The organism is Gloeocapsopsis sp. IPPAS B-1203 (assembly GCF_002749975.1).
GTDB lineage: Bacteria > Cyanobacteriota > Cyanobacteriia > Cyanobacteriales > Chroococcidiopsidaceae > Gloeocapsopsis.
In genome coordinates this window covers 59,561-76,560 of record NZ_PEIG01000006.1, presented here as the reverse complement: position 1 = coordinate 76,560, position 17,000 = coordinate 59,561, and the positions used below count along the sequence as shown (strand labels likewise).

Below are 17,000 nucleotides of genomic sequence, written 5' to 3'. Positions count from 1 at the left end.
AATAAATTATAATACCACTTATTCTCCTTCAGCTTCAAGCAGATAGCTGAGAAGACTTGTTTAAATTTAAAGCAAAATCTTTACCTCGTTCCTTGGCGAAGCAAAATTGTTTATGATTTGATAAGAAGGTATGAAGTTTTGTAAAATAAATTGACTGCACTTTTTAAACCAGCCGATAACGTAAAAATCTCAACTGCCTGGCACTGCTTGACACCACTGTGGCAAGGTGGAGAGGCAGCTGTACAGCAAGGCTTACCACATACTCAGTTAGCACCTGCTTGGCAACTATTATTGTTGGGCGATGGTTCTCCGACAAGACACCTGCAATTGTTGACAGGGGAACCGACAGAAGTCGATGTGATCGATATGTCTGCAGTTGGCATGGACTTGGATGGCGCACCGACGCAAATTCAAGCTGTGCCTGGACCTCGTTTGCGACGTCAAGTATGGCTGCGGACTGCTTCAGGACAAAGACTGGCGTACGCAACTTCTTGGTGGGAAGCAAGTCATGTAGATGAGTATTTACAGAACCGCAATCTACCAATCTGGGCTAGCTTAACTCGTCTACGTACTGAGTTGTATCGAGATGTCCAAGGACTTTACTACGGTCACTCAGAAGCTCTAGAGTCGGCTTTTTCTGAGTTAGGTCCTTTTTGGGGTCGTCATTACCTATTTTGGCATCACGGACAGCCGTTAACGCTCATTTACGAGGTTTTCTCACCTTACCTGACAAAATACCTCGGCGCGACGCATTTAGAAAGCGATTAGCTGTTGGCGCTTAGCTAATTGCTGAATCAAACACTATCTCAAGTTATTAGATTCATGCGCAAACCTATATGCGATCGCAAATTGAGCAACTAAGAACCAGCAACTTATGCCTTAAGAATTTGAGCTAAGCGCTGCACACCTTCTTGTATTGCCTCTGAATTGAGATCGGTACATCCCAGCAGAAACTTTCTATTGCCATCTTCAGCATTCATGTAACATGAACGAGCACTAATTAACTCCACACCCTTCTGTTCTGCTTGAGCGATAATCTTTTCATCGTTCTGGTCGGTATGAAATTGCACCATCGCATTCATCCCAGCATTCTCGCCGATAATTGTCACTTGATTTTCTAGATGTTGAGTTAAAGCTTGCACGAGAGTTCTCCGACGTTGAGCATACAGCAATCGCATGCGGCGAATATGGCTTTCCAAATGTCCTTCGTTGATGAAATCGGTTAAAGCGTGTTGCTCTAGTAGAGGAGATTGGCGATCAACCAACCATTTGGCACGAGCGACTACCGAAACAAGTTGTTGCGGTATAACAAGATACCCCATTCGCAACGAGGGAAACATAACTTTGGAAAAAGTGCCAATATAAATAACCGAATCACTGCTGGTTAGCCCTTGCAGCGCAGGAATTGGGCGTTCGTCATAACGAAACTCACTATCGTAGTCGTCTTCTAGAATAATGGCACCTGTTTGTTGCGCCCAGGCTAGCAGCGCCAATCGTCTGGGTAACGACAACACGGCTCCTGTGGGAAACTGATGAGAAGGAGTGACATAAACTAACTTAATAGGTGTTGTCAGGGCTGAAAGATGTTCCATGACTAATCCTGAGCGATCCACACGCACAGGTAATACCTCTGCACCTTGTACCTGGAAGATATACCGCGCCTCAGTGTAGCCAGGATCTTCCATGACAACGCGATCGCCTCGATTCAAAAATAACCGAGCAATCAGATCCAAAGCTTGCTGAGAACCATTCACGATCGCGACTTGATCGGGTTCGCACCGTACTGCACGCGACTGAGTAAGATAGCGGGCGATCGCCTCGCGCAATGGTTTGTATCCCAATGGATCAGCAGGATAATCAAGTATCGTTGTGCTAGAGCAACACGCACGAGACAACAACCGCCGCCAGATTTGGATCGGAAATTCATCAAAGGCAGGTCTGCCATAGCAACTAAAATTGATTAGAGGTTTTTGTCCTGGTGGAGGTGGCAAGTTTACTGTTGCCAAAGTTGTGCCATAGGTAGATAACTCAAGCCATGATGGGGATGCAAGTGAAATTGGGAAAGAAGTTGATTGCAGTAGTTCATCCGGTAGTTGGCAAGCCACAAAGGTTCCAGAGGCAGGAATCGTTTGTAGATAACCTTCACTAAGTAATTGATCGTAGCTAAACAAAACGGTTGCTCGCGAGATACCTAACATCTTTGCTAATGCACGCGTTGAAGGCATCCGCTGTTCAGACTTTAACCGCCCTGACAAAATCGCTTGGCGGATTTCTTCATAAAGCTGTTTGTGTAATGGAATTGTCGAAGTTGTTTCCAGCTTGAGTGCGAGATCCATCATGAGTTTGCATAACTGGTCTGATATAAAACCCTAAAACTGGTACTTGTGGCATACCAGAACTTTTATTACTTTAACAAAAGAGTGAGCAATTAAACTCAGTGACTGCGCTAATTCTGAGGGATATGTGATGGAACTGCTATTAGATGAAATAGATACCGCGATTTTATTAGTTGCCGATCAGCAAACGCAACTGATGCAGGCAATTGCAACGAGTTAACCATACAACCCGCCTATGAATTAATTCACAGGCTAATAGGTCAAGTCCACTGAAGTGGACTCGAATACTTGGCTTAGTCTGATGAATCAGACTTTGGCTGTTAACCCGAACTTTAGTTCAGGGTGGAAGAGTGGGCAATACTCTAAACGCTGCTAATCAATCAGATTGTTGCTGAATTTGTCGTGCTGTTTTTTTGAAAATTTATCATGACTTCAATTTCAGTTTCTCCAGTTCAAGCCGAAATCAGAGCATTTCTGAAACTGGCGATTCCTCTAGTGAGTGCCCAAATTGCTCAATCGGCTACAGGGTTTGTCGATACTGTAATGATGGGGCATTTAGGATGGAAAGCTTTAGCTGCAGGAGGATTAGCCTCATTCACTTTTCAAGTTTTTCTAAATGTTCTAGGCGGTGTTGTGATGGGGGTAAGTCCACTCGTTGCTCAAGCCTTTAGCGCAGGAAGGAAAACTCGAATTGAGCAGGTTACACAACAAGGATTATGGCTCACAGTCGGGTTATCAATTGCAACCATGTGGATAATAGCGCATATGGATGTCTTGATGCTGCAACTGGGGCAAGTTCCTGAAACCGTTACCTTAGCAAGTAGTTATCTCAATGTCATGCTTTGGGGATTGTTTCCTGCGGTTGGCTTTGCCATGCTCAGAGGAGTTGTCTCTGGATTGTCACAAGCTCGTCCTATCATGTTTATTGTGATGGGAGGAACGCTTTTTAACATAGCGGGCAACTACGTTTTGGGTTTTGGTAAATTTGGTTTTCCACGTATGGAGTTAGCAGGGTTGGCATTAGCTAGCACTCTATCGTGGTGGGGAATGTTTTTGGTGTTGATTGTTTACCTGTTCAAACACCCGCAGCTAAGAATCTACCGCTTTCAGAAGTGGTATCAGCTTCGATTAAACTTATTGCGAGAATTGCTCGTCATTGGTGTACCGATTGGAGTTTCCATCACCTTCGAGTATGGCTTGGTATTGATAATGACGTATCTTATGGGAATCTTGGGAACCGATGTGCTAGCGGCGCATCAAATTGCGTTGCAAACTGGAATGATTGTGTTTATGATTCCGTTAGGAATGTCGTTTGCCACTACGGCGCGTGTTGGTCAGTGGTTAGGGTGGCAAAACCTTGAAGGCATAAGACGGGCAGGATTTGTGAGTTCTGGCATTGTCATAGGGGCGACAATAGTGGTTGCGATCGCTCTACTCGCCTTTCGTCAGCAAGTTGTCGGGTTGTATGTAGATATTCGCAATCCTGAGAATGCCAAACTACTGCAACTTGTTATTCCTATGCTCAGCGTTGTTGCGATCGGTCACGTTTTTGATGGACTACAAAAGACAGCTTTGGGTGCGCTGTATGGGCTTCAAGATACTCGCATTCCCGTGCTGCTTGGTATTTTGTCTTTTTTGGGTGTTGGATTAGTCAGTGGCTATGTTTTAGGCTTTACTGTTGGCTTAGGCGGTGTCGGATTATGGGTAGGTTATTACCTTGGCAGTTTAATGGCAGCCACCGTCTATGTTTGGCGCTTTGGCAACCTAATCTCTAGGAAAATGGGAACTGACTAATTCAATTTGTTGAAACTGCGATTCTGATTAAGAACGTGTTGGCTTTAGTGAATGATAAACTCTCAAAAACTGGTTTACCTCAATTACCAGATTGCAACTACTGCACTCAAACAGTCTGATGCGATATTAGCAAGTATCATTGAGCAAGTTGGCGATTGTACTTTAGCGCAAGAACAACAAACAGGCGATTTGTTATCTAGCCTGTGTGAAGCGATTATTTATCAGCAACTTTCTGTCAAAGCAGCGTCAATTATTCACCAACGTTTTTTGGAATTATATTCGGAACTATCCGCACAGAGTATCCTTGACACCTCGGATGAAACTCTCCGAAACGCAGGAATTTCTCGTCCTAAAATTGCTTATCTTAAAGGACTAGCACAAAAAAATCTGGATGGATTACCAACGCTAAATGATTTAGAAACAATGGATGATGAATCTATTATTCAGACATTAACTCAAGTCAAAGGTATTGGTCGTTGGACAGCAGAAATGGTGTTGATTTTTCGCCTACATCGCTGGGATGTATTGCCTGCGGATGATTTAGGAATTCGAGCAGCAATTTATAAAGCTTATAACCTACCAGATTTACCAAATAAGAAAGCTGTAAATCAGCTTGGGCAGGTTTGGCAACCTTACCGTACAGTTGCATCATGGTATCTGTGGCAAAGTTTAAAATTAAAAACATGAATTGCAAATACCATCTAACTAAAGCGAAATTGATTCAACTTATGCTTAAGTTTTAGTTTTGCGATCGCATTAAAAACAAAGGGCTGCTAGTCAATCCAAAACCAGCAGCCAAAGAAATCAAGTTAAACGACAACTTTTTCGAGCATGAGTTTGGATCGCTTTACAGTTTCAGGTACAGTAATTGGATAGTCGCCATTGAAGCAAGCAGTACAGAAAGTATCTGTATCTTCTCGAGTCACTTTCAGCATTCCTTCTTGAGTGAGATACGCTAAAGAATCAACTTCAATTTGGGCAGCAATTTCAGCTACAGATTTAGTTGCAGCAATCAATTGATCTTGGCTATCTGTGTCAATACCATAAAAACAAGGGTGAGTGACTGGGGGTGAAGAGACGCGCATATGCACTTCAGTAGCCCCTGCATCTCGCAGTGTACGAACGAGTTTGCGGCTTGTTGTCCCGCGCACAATTGAGTCATCTACAATAATAATTTTTTTGCCTGCGAGGACATCTTTGAGAGGATTAAGTTTCATGCGTAAACCTGATTCACGCATCATTTGTGTTGGTTGAATAAAAGTGCGTCCAACGTAACGGTTTTTGATGAGTCCTTCAGCATAAGGAATTCCCGATGCTTGGGCAAAACCAATTGCAGCAGGGATACCCGAATCAGGAACACCAATGACAATATCTGCTTTAGCAGGAGATTCTTGGGCAAGTTGTCTTCCTAAACGCAGGCGATAGGTATACAAACTTTCATCGTGCATCACGCTATCAGGTCGGGCAAAATAGATCATCTCAAAAATACACAGCTTGCGTTGTGGCTGTTGTGCCCAATGAAATGAAGCGAGTCCTGCTTCGGTAATCCAGACTAATTCTCCTGGTTCGACATCGCGGAGATAATCAGCACCAATAATGTCTAGACCGCAAGTTTCGGAAGCTAATACGTAGCGTTGAGGGTTATCAGCTAAAGTACCAATCACAAGAGGACGAATCCCATTTGGATCGCGAACGCCCATTACACCCCCTGGAGTGCCGATAACTAAGCTAAATGCGCCTTGACAGCGCTGAAAAGCTGCGATCGCACCCTCTAACCAGGCTTTACCACTGTTGACTTCATCGGCGATCGCCAATGCAATTAATTCTGAGTCTGTTGTGGTAACTAAGTTACAGTGTGCTTTTTGTAGTTCTTCGCGCAGTTGCACCGTATTGACTAGATTGCCATTATGTGCTAAAGCAAGTGAACCTAAACGAGTGGGGACAACAGCTGGTTGAGCGTTGACAACGCGACTCGAACCTGTTGTGGAATAGCGGGTATGACCTACAGCAATATCACCAGGTAATTCTTGTAAAATTGATTCATTAAAGACTTGGGAAACTAACCCCATTTCTTTATGCAAGTAAACTTTATCCCCGACAAAGGTCGCAATCCCTGCCGACTCTTGACCGCGATGCTGTAGCGCATACAAACCAAAGTAAGTTAATTTGGCAACATCTTCCCCTGGTGCATAGACACCAAACACGCCGCAGGCTTCTTCAGGTTTATCAGGACGCGTTACGCCATCAATATCTACTGCTTCGGCGTTGGGCAATAAATGGGAATGGTTGGGAATCATGCTGCTGCTTTGCTCCTGAGCGGGGTGTTGGTTCAGTAAAGTTGATCTCTAGCTGAAATTTCAGAATGTTTAACCGAGCTTAATAAATCGTTAACTATTCCACTTACCACAGTAGCGTAAGAATGCTTATTGTAGAAGAGGTCAGGGAAGAAAGGAGCGAGTATGGAAGTCTAAGAGAATATTTATGTTGGAATTTTCATCTTCCCTAACTCCTCACTCAAGCAGCCCTCTTTCACTAAACGCTGAGACGTCTGGGAATTGCATTGCAGTAGCGATCGCGCATCAATTCAATTGTAACTTCGATTAATAGCTGATCGGACGTAGAAATCCGTAAGAATGTGTCAGGATTCTCTACCAAACCAATTTTTTGCCAGTGTGTAGTTAGATGCTCTTGTAAATAAGATTCCCATTGCGTTTGTTGTTCTGGTGAAACAGAAACAAGAATTCTTGCACCACCTTCACCAAAAAGTAGCTCATCCCAGCGTAACTGAGTATCTAGTACGAGGGTAATATTTGCGCCTAAATTACCACTAAGACAAGCTTCAGCTAAGGCGATCGCAATTCCACCTTCTGCACAATCATGGGCTGAATTGATCCAACCTTGACGAATTCCTTCGCGACAAGCCGCTTGTACTTGACGTTCTAAATCAAAATCAACTTGTGGCGGTAATCCGGCAACCATATCGTGAATTGTGGCAAGATACTCAGAACCACCCAAGGTAATATGCGATTTTAAGGATGAGCCGAGAAGATAAATAATATCACCTGGTGTTTTCCACCCTTGAGTGCAGATTTTCGTCAGATCAGGAATTAGCCCCACCATCCCCACGACAGGAGTCGGGTAAATGGGTTGTGGATTACCAAAAGAATCGAGTGTTTCATTGTAAAGTGATACATTACCACCAGTGACAGGTGTCTGAAATTCTCGACAAGCGTCTGCTAAACCACGACAAGCTTCCGCTAGTTGCCAATAACCTACAGGTTTTTCTGGACTACCAAAGTTTAAATTATCTGTGACGGCTAAAGGTTCTGCACCGACACAGCTAAGATTTCGTGCGGCTTCAGCGACAACGGCTTTAGCTCCTTCATAGGGATTAAGATACACATAACGTGGGTTACAATCAACGGTTGCGGCGACTGCTGAGTTTGAATGTGTCGATTTTGTTTGAGGGCGCAAGCGAACAATTGCAGCATCTGCACCACCAGGAAGCATGACAGTGTTATTTTGAACTTGGTGATCGTACTGGCGGTATACCCAACGTTTAGAGGCGATTGTGGGTGTATCTAACAGTGCAAGTAAAATCTCACTCCAAGCGTGATTGTCTTGAATTTCTATACCCGATGCACTACATGGCGGGAGGCGATCGCTTGTCCATTCCCAAGCTTTACGGGCATATTCGGGTGGTTCGCTGAGTAATTGGCGGTGATAAATCGGTGTATTTTCGGCTAAAGCGGTTGCGGGAATTTCTGCTGCGACTTTACCTTGAAATAAAATGCGCACGATTGGTTCGCGAATTACCGTACCAGCAACAACCGCGTGTAGTCCCCAACGGTGGAAAACATCAATGAGTTCTTGTTCTCTGCCTTTTTCGGCAACAAATAGCATTCTCTCTTGCGATTCGGAAAGCAGGTATTCGTAGGGAACCATCCCTGTTTCGCGAACTGGAATTTTATCTAAATCAAGTTCAATTCCTACCCCTCCTTTAGCCGCCATTTCTGATGTTGAACAGGTAATACCTGCTGCACCCATATCTTGTGCTGCTACAACTGCACCTGTTTTAAAAGCTTCTAGACAAGCTTCAATCAAAGATTTTTCTAAAAAAGGATCGCCGACTTGCACTGCGGGACGATCTTTTTCAGATTCATCACTAAGTTCTGCACTCGCAAAACTTGCACCGCCCATCCCATCGCGTCCTGTGGTAGAACCGACATATAATACAGGATTGCCTAAGCCTGAAGCGCCAGATTTAACAATTTCCTCGGTTTCCATTAATCCTAAGGCCATCACGTTGACTAAAGGATTACCTGAGTAAGCCGGATCAAAATAAACTTCACCGCCAACAGTAGGGACACCAACGCAGTTACCATAGTGGCTAATACCAGCCACGACACCCGTAAATAAACGTCGTGTTTTAGCATCTTCTAGAGAACCAAAGCGCAGCGAGTTGAGTAATGCGATCGGACGTGCTCCCATCGTAAAAATATCGCGGAGAATGCCGCCAACTCCTGTTGCAGCCCCTTGAAATGGTTCAACAGCTGAAGGGTGATTGTGCGATTCAATTTTGAAAGCTAGTTGCAGTCCGTCACCTAAATCTACCACGCCAGCATTTTCTCCAGGTCCAACTAGTATGCGCGAACCTGTTGTAGGAAACTGTTTTAAGAGTGGTCTTGAATTTTTGTAGCAGCAATGTTCTGACCACATGACGCCAAACATCCCTAGCTCAGCTTTGTTTGGATGGCGTCCTAGCCGCCGCACAATTTCTTCATATTCTTCAGGTTTTAAGCCTTCATTTGCGATTTCTTCAGGAGAAAAAGGTGCAGAAGAGAGGACAGACATAACTGTATTAGGAAGGATAAAGAATTATTTTATCGATTTGAGCGCATGCCTTCGCTTAAGTTTTAGCTTATATTGGCTTAGTTAATCTCTAAATTTTGGAGAATGACATTAGCTCTAGGCACAAATCCATCTCCGTATTCTACTGGATAGTGTGTAACAACATAGAATGCATTGCCTTCGGCTTCTCCGAGATATACAGTACCTATAATATTTTTTTCAGGTTGATGAAAATTAATTTTTTCTTTAGCCCAGGGGTACGCAACTTCTCCTACAACCTCTATAATTTGCCAGCCATTTGAGGCAAGTAAACCGTTTTCTCCTTCAATCCAATTTTGTTTCAACTGGTCGAGTGTCTTAGCATAGCCTGGAAAGAAGAATTGAACATAAGCTGATTCATTTTTTGTACCACCAAAGTTGGCGTAAAACCAAACTGCGGTGCCTTCGCCGGAAGCAACTGATTCCGAGAGAAAATCTTGAGTTGGGTAGGTAGTAAAGAATGGATGGCTATACAGTTGTAAAGAAACAGTTGTCTGTTCGCCTTCAATATCAATAGTGGCTGTCTTCGTTGGTGTTTTTTGAGTGTCTGTAGGTTGTGTATCCTGTGCTAAATCTCTTATGTTTATATCGGAAGTGCTGTTATTTGTATTTTTTATAGTAGGAAAAGAACAGGCTGTTATACTTAGTAAAAAAATATTGCTTATTAAGTAAATAAGCTGATGTGTTTTCATGAATTTATCAAACAAAAGATTGCTATAGAGAATTAAGAAGGTTCAACAGTTTTTTGTCCCATATAGTATAAGCGATCGCCTGATTTAGTGTATTGTTCCCATGTTTCATGATTGATTAAAGAAATAAATTTGAATTTCGATTTAAAATGATACAACTCGGCTTTTTGAAATTTTGAGTAGATTCTTTGGTTTAGTTTTTGTTATTTTGTATATCTTCTATTTAAGTTGTAGTGTTTTTAAAACCGAACCGCTCATAACAAAAAGTGCTTAAATAATTGTCACAATTTTACTCTTTTGACTACCCAGAAAACCCTGAAACTTAATTTTTTATCAATTAAAAAACCGTGATTATACTGGAGATTATCCTAGAACTTAGCAAGTACAATTAGCTCAGTTAACGCGATTCCTCTCCTGCTTCTAGATACACCGCCAGTTATCCTGCACTGGCGGATTTTTCAATATTAGTTAAGTCAACTAAATTGGTAATAGGGAATTGCTAGCAGGCTTAAATTAGCTTGTATTGCCGAGGTTTAACCTTTTGTTGCTAATTAATATTAAACTTGAGCCACAAATTTTATATCAAATCCGGTTGATTAGTGTTAATAAAAATGGTCAGTAAAGGTGAAGGGTTGTTAGTAACTAGCCACTAGCCACTAGCCACTAATAACAGCGTAACGATACCGATATTCTGGTTATTTAACCGGAGATGATATTAGTTGTAAGTGTCAGAAGCAATCTTGACTTAGTGAGAGTAACAAACTAAAAATGAAGTGGATGCAATCGTGCTTCAAAAAATTCTGATAGTCGTGTTTGAGTAATTTTTAGTGAATGCCACAATCTTGATACTTGCTGTCTTAATTTTTGTAGCAGCAATGTTGTATTCCTCAGTCGGTCATGCAGGTTCGTCAGGTTATCTGACAATTATGGCATTAATGGGTATCGCTCCAGAGGTGATGAAACCGACTGCTTTGACGCTGAATATTTTAGTTGCAGTTATTGCTACTGTGAAATTTTATCGTGCCGGATACTTTTCTTGGGGGTTATTTTTACCGCTGGCGATCGCTTCTATACCATGCTCTTTTATTGGGGGGTATCTAACGTTACCTGCTGCTTTCTACAATCCGATTACAGGTAGTGCTTTGCTTGTTGCGGCGTATAAACTTTTTCGCACTCATCACACAATTGCTGTAACGCATCAAGCGATTCCGCTATTTGCTGCACTTTCGTCAGGCGCAGCGATTGGTTTCCTCTCAGGAGTCACTGGTATCGGTGGCGGAATTTTTCTATCTCCACTACTTTTACTCATGGGTTGGGCAAATCCGCGTCAATCAGCAGGAGTATCTGCAGCATTCATTCTTGTCAACTCAACTGCTGGATTACTCGGACATCTCTCGCACGCTGCATTATTACCCAAAGCTATTGTATTTTGGGCACCATCTGCAATTCTTGGTGGTTTTATTGGTGCTGAGTATGGCAGCAAGCACAAAAATGCAAATTTACAAAGGCTGCTATCCATTTTATTAGTTGTTGCTGGACTAAAGCTTCTCTTTTCGTGGTGAAGTTGCTATCTCCCACTCTAGGTGCTCTACTTCTACAATACGCTACTCAAAATAAAAACTAGACTAGAGAAAGCAGCATATTCAAGTATTTATGAACTTACGAATTTTAGCAACAACGGTATTTTTATCTACGGTTAGCCTGATTGCTCCAGTTAAAGCCCAAACACCCGCAACCGAATCGCCAACGACACCGACAACAAATCCAGTCGCCAACGCTTGTATTCAAAACCAAGCAGAAACCTTACCTGTACCTTTTAGCGATGTTTCGCCCGATCACTGGGCTTTTAAAGCTGTCATGACAATGTATTATTGTGGTGCCTTCCGTCAGGCTGCACCACCGTCTTTGTTTCAGCAATCAACACCGACACAAAGTCAGCAGACTAACCCCACAGAAAGCACCATCGAGTTTAGCGCACCAGTCGCACCTAATAGTTAGGCAGCAGCCAGTTCGTCAGACATGTCTGCGGGTGCAGCATCTTGCACAAGCGAAGGCATTTGTCCAGTACGTTGTAGCAAACCACTAACCATTGCGAGTAAAGCGTTAACTTTACGGGTTCGCCAATCATCAACGAGTTGTTGTACTTCAATAACTGACATTCTACGGGTCATTGCTTCGTATAAATATGCGGCATGACCTGTTTCGTCTTGGGCAATACTGAGCATTCCTTTTTTGAGGTTTCGTGCAGTTGCATCATCTTCTGGTAACACGTTTGCCATTCGCGCAAAGTCTTTACTTGCATCTAGCTCCAATATATAAGTGCTAGCCATAAAAACTTTCCAGTCAATATTGTCTGGTTTAAGCTGTTCGGGAGAATACCCGTCGAAGTAAGCTGCGAAAAAAGGACTGCGCCGCTCATTTGGCTTATTATCAGACGATTTAGGTAAGTTTTTGAAGTCTATAACTTGTTTGTCGAGTTGTTTTAAAGCATGAGCAAAAATATGACCGTGTCTTGTTTCATCGGCGGCGTGTTTCGTTAGTTTTTCCGCTAACCAAGAATCGCCCTCAGCGGCTGCTCGTTGACTCAGTGCTTCTAAAAACGGAACTGAACCTGATTCTGCAAGTTGAAACCCAGCAAGAACATTAGGACGTGTTAGGGGGTCGCGAATTTGCTGCGCTGCGACAAACGCTGCAGCACTTGAACCAGCTAAGTGTAGAACGTGTGTGAGAAAGTTCATGAGCTACTTGTGCTGTGTAAGGAGATTACATCTTTGATCCTAGTCGCTAATTTTTGATTAGGGTTGCAAGATGTGATACATCAGCAATTTATATTTGGCAGTATTTTGAATGTTATGCAAAATTAAGAACAACCTGGAACAACTTTCTACTACAAAACATTATGAAACCAAGTCATCTAATTACTCTTTTGTCGGTTGCGGCGATCGCAGGTAGCACTTTTGTTACTTTTAATTCGGCTCAAGCATGTCCCTTTAGCTCTAAGCTTTCGGCTAATTCTGTAAATCAGTCATCACCAAGCATCAATCCGACAACAAATAATTCCAACTTAGCAGGATTCACTCTACTCTCAGGCTTACTTGCAGTGGGTGGTATCTATCTGTCACGCCGTTTGCGTCACTCTGATCCTGTTATCGATCGCGCTGAGTACGAAGCACTAGAAATGATTGATACTCCGGTGGTTGAGCAAGTAGAACGCGAGTTAGTTGGTAGCCGGAAGTAAGCAGAGGGTAGGCGGGAAGACTAAGAGAGTTATGAATGTTGAGTTATGAGTTATGAGTTAAGAAAACTCAAAATGTGCTAAGGCACCGCTACGCTAACAAAACGTGCTAAGGCACCGCTACGCTAACAAAACTCTATTACCCACACTCCCACACTCCTACTCTCCCACAAGTCACTATCAATGCCCCTCATATTTGCTAATATCGCACGGGTGACAATTTTGTTTTGAGTTTGTGAAACTATCTGTGCGATCGCTTTTAACGGTGCGCGAAGCGCAATCGCTTTTTCTGATCTACGCGATTATTATTTTATTCGGGTTGAGTGGGTGTCAATTTCTGATTCCACGCGAACAATACACTGTACAAAAAGTCAGTGATGGCGACACGATTACTGTGACTGATACCAAAGGAGCTAAAATTCACGTCCGCTTCGCGTGTGTTGATGCTCCAGAAATACCGCATTCTAATCAAGAAAAATACACGAAAAGTAGGATTGCGCGTAATCAATTCAACTGGGGTATCAAAGCTCAACAACGCGTTCAGCAACTGATCGATCAGGAAGGCGATCGCGTTACTTTAAAGATTACGGATAGCGATCGCTACGGTCGCCAAATTGGTGAAGTACGTCTTGCTAATGGAACTTTGATTCAAGAAGTTTTGGCGCGTGAAGGACTCGCACTCGTTTACCGTCCTTATCTTAAAAATTGTCCGAGTGCTACTGCTGTTGAACAAGCGGAAGCTAAAGCTAAAAGTCAACGCACAGGTGTATGGAGTGATGCGCGTTTTGTCGAGCCTTGGCAGTACCGTAGCCGAAAATGAAGGAAGTAGAAATTGTTGCGCTAAATAACATTCACCTCATTTTGATGCACTCGCTCTAACGTAGTATGGAATGTATTGATATCAGCAATCAAACTGGTAGATTAAAGGGCTAAGAGAGAATTTGTTCGATTCTGCTGTGGGAATGGATAACAGTCATCTTTGTACTGGTACATATCCTAAATCTGCAGCATGACGCAGCGCTAGATCCAGATACGATCCCACAAATGCTGACATTGTTAGTTTGTCAAACGCAACTTCTGACGGTAGCGGTGCTAAATCGGAAACGACAGCGTGAGCAGTAAAATCAGGTAAAAAATAACATAGAGAGTCCAAATGCAGATTGCATCATTAAGCTCCTACAGTTGTTAAAAAGTCTTGCGCGTGAGACTGGACGTAATCTTGAACAAATGCTGCAAACGATGTGGGAAAGTCATGCAAAAGGTCTGCGATCGTGCTGGTCACTGCTGATCCTGCTCCCGCTTGCCAACACTCAAATAACTGAGCTTCTGCATCGAGATACCATTCTGGTTCCCCATTTGCGAGTCGTGCAGCTTTCAAATCAGCAGGCGCAACATTAATGTATTGCACGGGTTTGTTGAGGGCTGCTGTCAAATAGTCGGCAACTTGAGCAAAGGAAACCGCTTCAGATCCCGTCAAATCATAAGCTTGATTTTCATGTCCAGATTCACTCAAACAAACAGCGGCTACGGCGGCTACGTCGCGTGCATCGACATGGGAGATTTTTGTGTCTCCTACCGAGTGATAGAACGCACCTTGTTGCGAGATCGTAGAAGTAAACCAACGCATATTCTGCATGAGCATATTTGGACGAAGATGAGTCCAACTCATGCCTGATTTTTCTAAATGTTCTTCAATTTGGCGATGCCATTGCTGAAATGTGCTAGGAAGTTCGCCGGAACGCAATACCGATAGTTTCACAATATGACGAACTCCGGCGCGTTTTGCTGAATCAATAAAATTGCACTCTAATTCAACCTGGCGCGGATCGTTGGGCATCACAAGAAAGGCAGTTTCAATTCCTTGCAAAGCCGCATCTAAACTGTCGGGTTGTGAAAAATCGCCTTGGGCAAGTTCAACGCCTTGAGATTGTAGTTTGGTTGCTTTTTTGCGATCGCGTACCAATCCTCTAATTGTGGCGTTTTTGTTCAGAAGATGATGAATCACTTCTCCACCAATGTTTCCAGTTGCACCAGTGACAAGAATCGTCATAATAAGCTAAGCCTCCTATTCTCGATCGCTTACATATTGGTCTGACATAGTCGCAGTTCCAGGATTCGCAACGGTCATCAAACTACACTTCGGTTTGGCATCTGTAATCGGGCTAATCGTGGGGCAAGTTTTGCCATCGGATGCCGATCGCCATTGTCCATTGTTGTTGGACATAAATACCATTCCACCCCAAGTTTTCACTCGATCGCAGCGGCGGGCGGGGTAAAACATTAAAACATTATCTTCTTGAGTAAAGTCAACAACTAAAGATTGTGCTTCTGACATTGCGCTTACTCTTAACTCGTGTCATAAATTTTGAATGAAAACGCAAAGTAATTGAAAGTTAGGATTGTCGAAACCTCTATTTCCTCAGCCCCCTATATAGATTTCATGCGACATCAGGCAAAATAATATTAGGCACGGACTTTGTGACGCGATCGCGCAGCAGGATTCATCCAGCGCTCAAAGTAGCTGAAAGCTTGTGAAGATAGTAGAGTCAGACAGAGATAAATTACAGCAACGGTGGCATAAATTTCAAACGAGCGATAATTTTCTGCAACAATGAGTTGACCTTCGCGGAACAGTTCTTCAAACCCGATTACCGCAACCAAACTGGTATCTTTTAGCAAGCTAATAAACTCATTGCCCAAAGCAGGTAACATCCGGCGGAAGGCTTGGGGAAAGATGATATAACGCATCGTTTGTACCGAACTCATCCCCAATGATTGCGAAGCTTCTGATTGTCCAGACTCAATCGATTGAATCCCACCACGGACAATTTCTGCGATATAAGCCGCGCTATTGAGACTTAAAGCAAGTACAGCGGCGGCGAGACGATTGAGATTGAAAGTAAAACCAAGTTCTTGGGCGATCGCAGGTATACCGAAGTAAATCATAAAAATTTGTACTAGTAAGGGCGTACCGCGAAAGAAATCGATATATGCTCTAGCAGCCCAACGAATTGGCAAAATTTTAGAAAGGCGGATAATTCCAATCAGCGAACCCGCGATCATGCCTAAAACAACAGAAAACGCCGTCAGTTGTAGTGTGATTAAAGCACCACGCAGTAAAGATGGTAATGCGCGAACGATGACGTTCACTGCGGTGACGATAAACGGTGCGCCACCTGTGGCGGTTTCTTCTTGGAAAGGTAGTCTTTCAGGTAAGGGGGGAGGTTCTACACCAAACCATTTTTGATAAATTTGGTTATACGTGCCGTTTTCGAGTAGAGTTGTTAATCCTTGATTGATTAAGGCTAAGTTTGGCGAACCTTTGGGCGTGGGAATGCCAAAATATTCTTCAGTCAGGAGATCGCCAACAACTCGAACTCCTTGGACGTTACCCGTTTGGATTGCGTATAAAATGACAGGTTGATCGTGGAGTACTGCGTCAACATTACCGTTGAGTAATTCGCGTAAAGTGGTCGGCGCGTCATCAAAGCTGCGAACTTGCGCACCAGGAACTTTCGCGGCTTCTAGCGCCCCAGTTGTACCGATTTGAACCGCAATGCGCCGATTTTGGAGAGACTCAAAACTGGTAATATCTTGATTATTGGCACTAGTTGCGATCGCCAGTCCTGATTTGAAGTAAGGACGCGAGAAAGAAACGGTTTTGGCACGTTCTTCGGTAATCGTCATTGCTGCAATTGCAGCATCAATGGTTCGCGCCTGTAATGCAGGAATCATCCCCGCAAATGGCAAATTTTGATACTGAATTGTAAAGCCTTCCTCTTGGGCGATCGCATTCATCAAGTCAACATCAAAACCTTGTAATTCTCCATCCGGCGATTGAAACTCAAATGGAGGATATGTCCCTTCAACAGCAACTGTTAAAGTTCTGTCACCCCCAGAGGAACCAGAATTATTGTTACAACCTGCAAATAAGAGTAAACAACACAACCCAACAACCGCACTCAGACGCAGCCAACGCCTTAGTGATTCCTCCATATTGTTTTTCTCCTCGGTATTTCTGCGTCCTAAATGCAAATTCAATCTCAAGTAGGTTGA

16 protein-coding genes are annotated in these 17,000 nt (G+C 43.3%); 7 read left to right on the top strand and 9 right to left on the bottom strand.

Annotation, left to right across the window (positions count from 1 at the left end; all coding sequences use genetic code 11):
- The first annotated feature begins 150 nt into the window (after window positions 1-150).
- Window positions 151-768 (top strand): chorismate lyase, encoded by a 618-nt coding sequence (locus CSQ79_RS12165; RefSeq protein ID WP_099701456.1) that lies wholly within the window; start codon window positions 151-153, stop codon window positions 766-768.
- A gap of 104 nt (window positions 769-872) precedes the next feature.
- On the opposite strand, the gene pdxR is transcribed toward CSQ79_RS12165, so the two are convergent.
- Window positions 873-2,336 carry a MocR-like pyridoxine biosynthesis transcription factor PdxR gene (pdxR, locus tag CSQ79_RS12160; RefSeq protein ID WP_099701455.1) on the bottom strand — a complete coding sequence of 488 codons (1,464 nt, stop codon included), beginning with the start codon at window positions 2,334-2,336 and terminating at the stop codon, window positions 873-875.
- A gap of 426 nt (window positions 2,337-2,762) precedes the next feature.
- Here pdxR and CSQ79_RS12155 point away from each other — a divergent pair, with 426 nt between their 5' ends.
- The gene (locus tag CSQ79_RS12155; RefSeq protein WP_099701454.1) at window positions 2,763-4,130 is read left to right on the top strand and encodes an MATE family efflux transporter; all 1,368 of its coding nucleotides are present in this window, start codon (window positions 2,763-2,765) and stop codon (window positions 4,128-4,130) included.
- Between the two features lie 51 nt (window positions 4,131-4,181).
- Window positions 4,182-4,817, top strand: a complete 636-nt coding sequence (locus tag CSQ79_RS12150) for a DNA-3-methyladenine glycosylase family protein (protein WP_099701453.1) — start codon at window positions 4,182-4,184, stop codon at window positions 4,815-4,817.
- A gap of 122 nt (window positions 4,818-4,939) precedes the next feature.
- Here CSQ79_RS12150 and purF read toward each other — a convergent pair whose 3' ends face one another.
- The 3 genes from purF to CSQ79_RS12135 all read right to left on the bottom strand — a co-directional run bounded on the left by purF (window position 4,940) and on the right by CSQ79_RS12135 (window position 9,712).
- Entirely contained in the window at window positions 4,940-6,427 is a 1,488-nt protein-coding gene (purF, locus tag CSQ79_RS12145; RefSeq protein ID WP_099701452.1) for an amidophosphoribosyltransferase, read from the bottom strand.
- A gap of 235 nt (window positions 6,428-6,662) precedes the next feature.
- On the bottom strand, window positions 6,663-8,984 hold the full coding sequence (gene purL / locus CSQ79_RS12140) for a phosphoribosylformylglycinamidine synthase subunit PurL (RefSeq protein WP_099701451.1): 2,322 nt from the start codon (window positions 8,982-8,984) through the stop codon (window positions 6,663-6,665).
- A gap of 77 nt (window positions 8,985-9,061) precedes the next feature.
- Window positions 9,062-9,712 carry a hypothetical protein gene (locus CSQ79_RS12135; RefSeq protein ID WP_099701450.1) on the bottom strand — a complete coding sequence of 217 codons (651 nt, stop codon included), beginning with the start codon at window positions 9,710-9,712 and terminating at the stop codon, window positions 9,062-9,064.
- Window positions 9,713-10,536: 824 nt separating this feature from the next.
- Between CSQ79_RS12135 and CSQ79_RS12130 the strand changes: the two genes are divergently transcribed.
- Both CSQ79_RS12130 and CSQ79_RS12125 read left to right on the top strand, forming a co-directional pair.
- Window positions 10,537-11,271, top strand: coding sequence for a sulfite exporter TauE/SafE family protein (locus CSQ79_RS12130; protein WP_099701449.1), 735 nt, complete (start codon window positions 10,537-10,539; stop codon window positions 11,269-11,271).
- Window positions 11,272-11,362: 91 nt separating this feature from the next.
- Entirely contained in the window at window positions 11,363-11,707 is a 345-nt protein-coding gene (locus CSQ79_RS12125) for an S-layer protein (protein WP_099701448.1), read from the top strand.
- Here the strand turns inward: CSQ79_RS12125 and CSQ79_RS12120 are convergent.
- Window positions 11,704-12,447: a rubrerythrin family protein gene (locus CSQ79_RS12120; RefSeq protein WP_099701447.1), complete on the bottom strand. Its 744-nt coding sequence runs from the start codon at window positions 12,445-12,447 to the stop codon at window positions 11,704-11,706. The two genes, CSQ79_RS12125 and CSQ79_RS12120, sit on opposite strands and share 4 nt — an antisense overlap.
- 161 nt (window positions 12,448-12,608) lie before the next feature.
- Between CSQ79_RS12120 and CSQ79_RS12115 the strand changes: the two genes are divergently transcribed.
- Together CSQ79_RS12115 and CSQ79_RS12110 are read left to right on the top strand one after the other, a co-directional pair.
- On the top strand, window positions 12,609-12,947 hold the full coding sequence (locus tag CSQ79_RS12115; protein WP_099701446.1) for a hypothetical protein: 339 nt from the start codon (window positions 12,609-12,611) through the stop codon (window positions 12,945-12,947).
- A gap of 232 nt (window positions 12,948-13,179) precedes the next feature.
- A complete protein-coding gene (locus CSQ79_RS12110; RefSeq protein ID WP_289501070.1) occupies window positions 13,180-13,764 on the top strand; it encodes a thermonuclease family protein in 585 nt (194 codons plus the stop codon).
- A 153-nt stretch (window positions 13,765-13,917) separates the two neighbouring features.
- Here the strand turns inward: CSQ79_RS12110 and CSQ79_RS12105 are convergent, their stop codons facing one another.
- The 4 genes from CSQ79_RS12105 to CSQ79_RS12090 all read right to left on the bottom strand — a co-directional run bounded on the left by CSQ79_RS12105 (window position 13,918) and on the right by CSQ79_RS12090 (window position 16,940).
- Window positions 13,918-14,097: a cysteine hydrolase family protein gene (locus CSQ79_RS12105; RefSeq protein ID WP_289501069.1), complete on the bottom strand. Its 180-nt coding sequence runs from the start codon at window positions 14,095-14,097 to the stop codon at window positions 13,918-13,920.
- Window positions 14,098-14,112: 15 nt separating this feature from the next.
- Window positions 14,113-14,994 (bottom strand): SDR family oxidoreductase, encoded by an 882-nt coding sequence (locus tag CSQ79_RS12100; RefSeq protein WP_099701445.1) that lies wholly within the window; start codon window positions 14,992-14,994, stop codon window positions 14,113-14,115.
- Window positions 14,995-15,009: 15 nt separating this feature from the next.
- Window positions 15,010-15,279 (bottom strand): hypothetical protein, encoded by a 270-nt coding sequence (locus tag CSQ79_RS12095; protein ID WP_099701444.1) that lies wholly within the window; start codon window positions 15,277-15,279, stop codon window positions 15,010-15,012.
- 128 nt (window positions 15,280-15,407) lie between these two features.
- Window positions 15,408-16,940, bottom strand: coding sequence for an ABC transporter permease subunit (locus CSQ79_RS12090; RefSeq protein ID WP_099701443.1), 1,533 nt, complete (start codon window positions 16,938-16,940; stop codon window positions 15,408-15,410).
- Window positions 16,941-17,000: the final 60 nt, after the last annotated feature.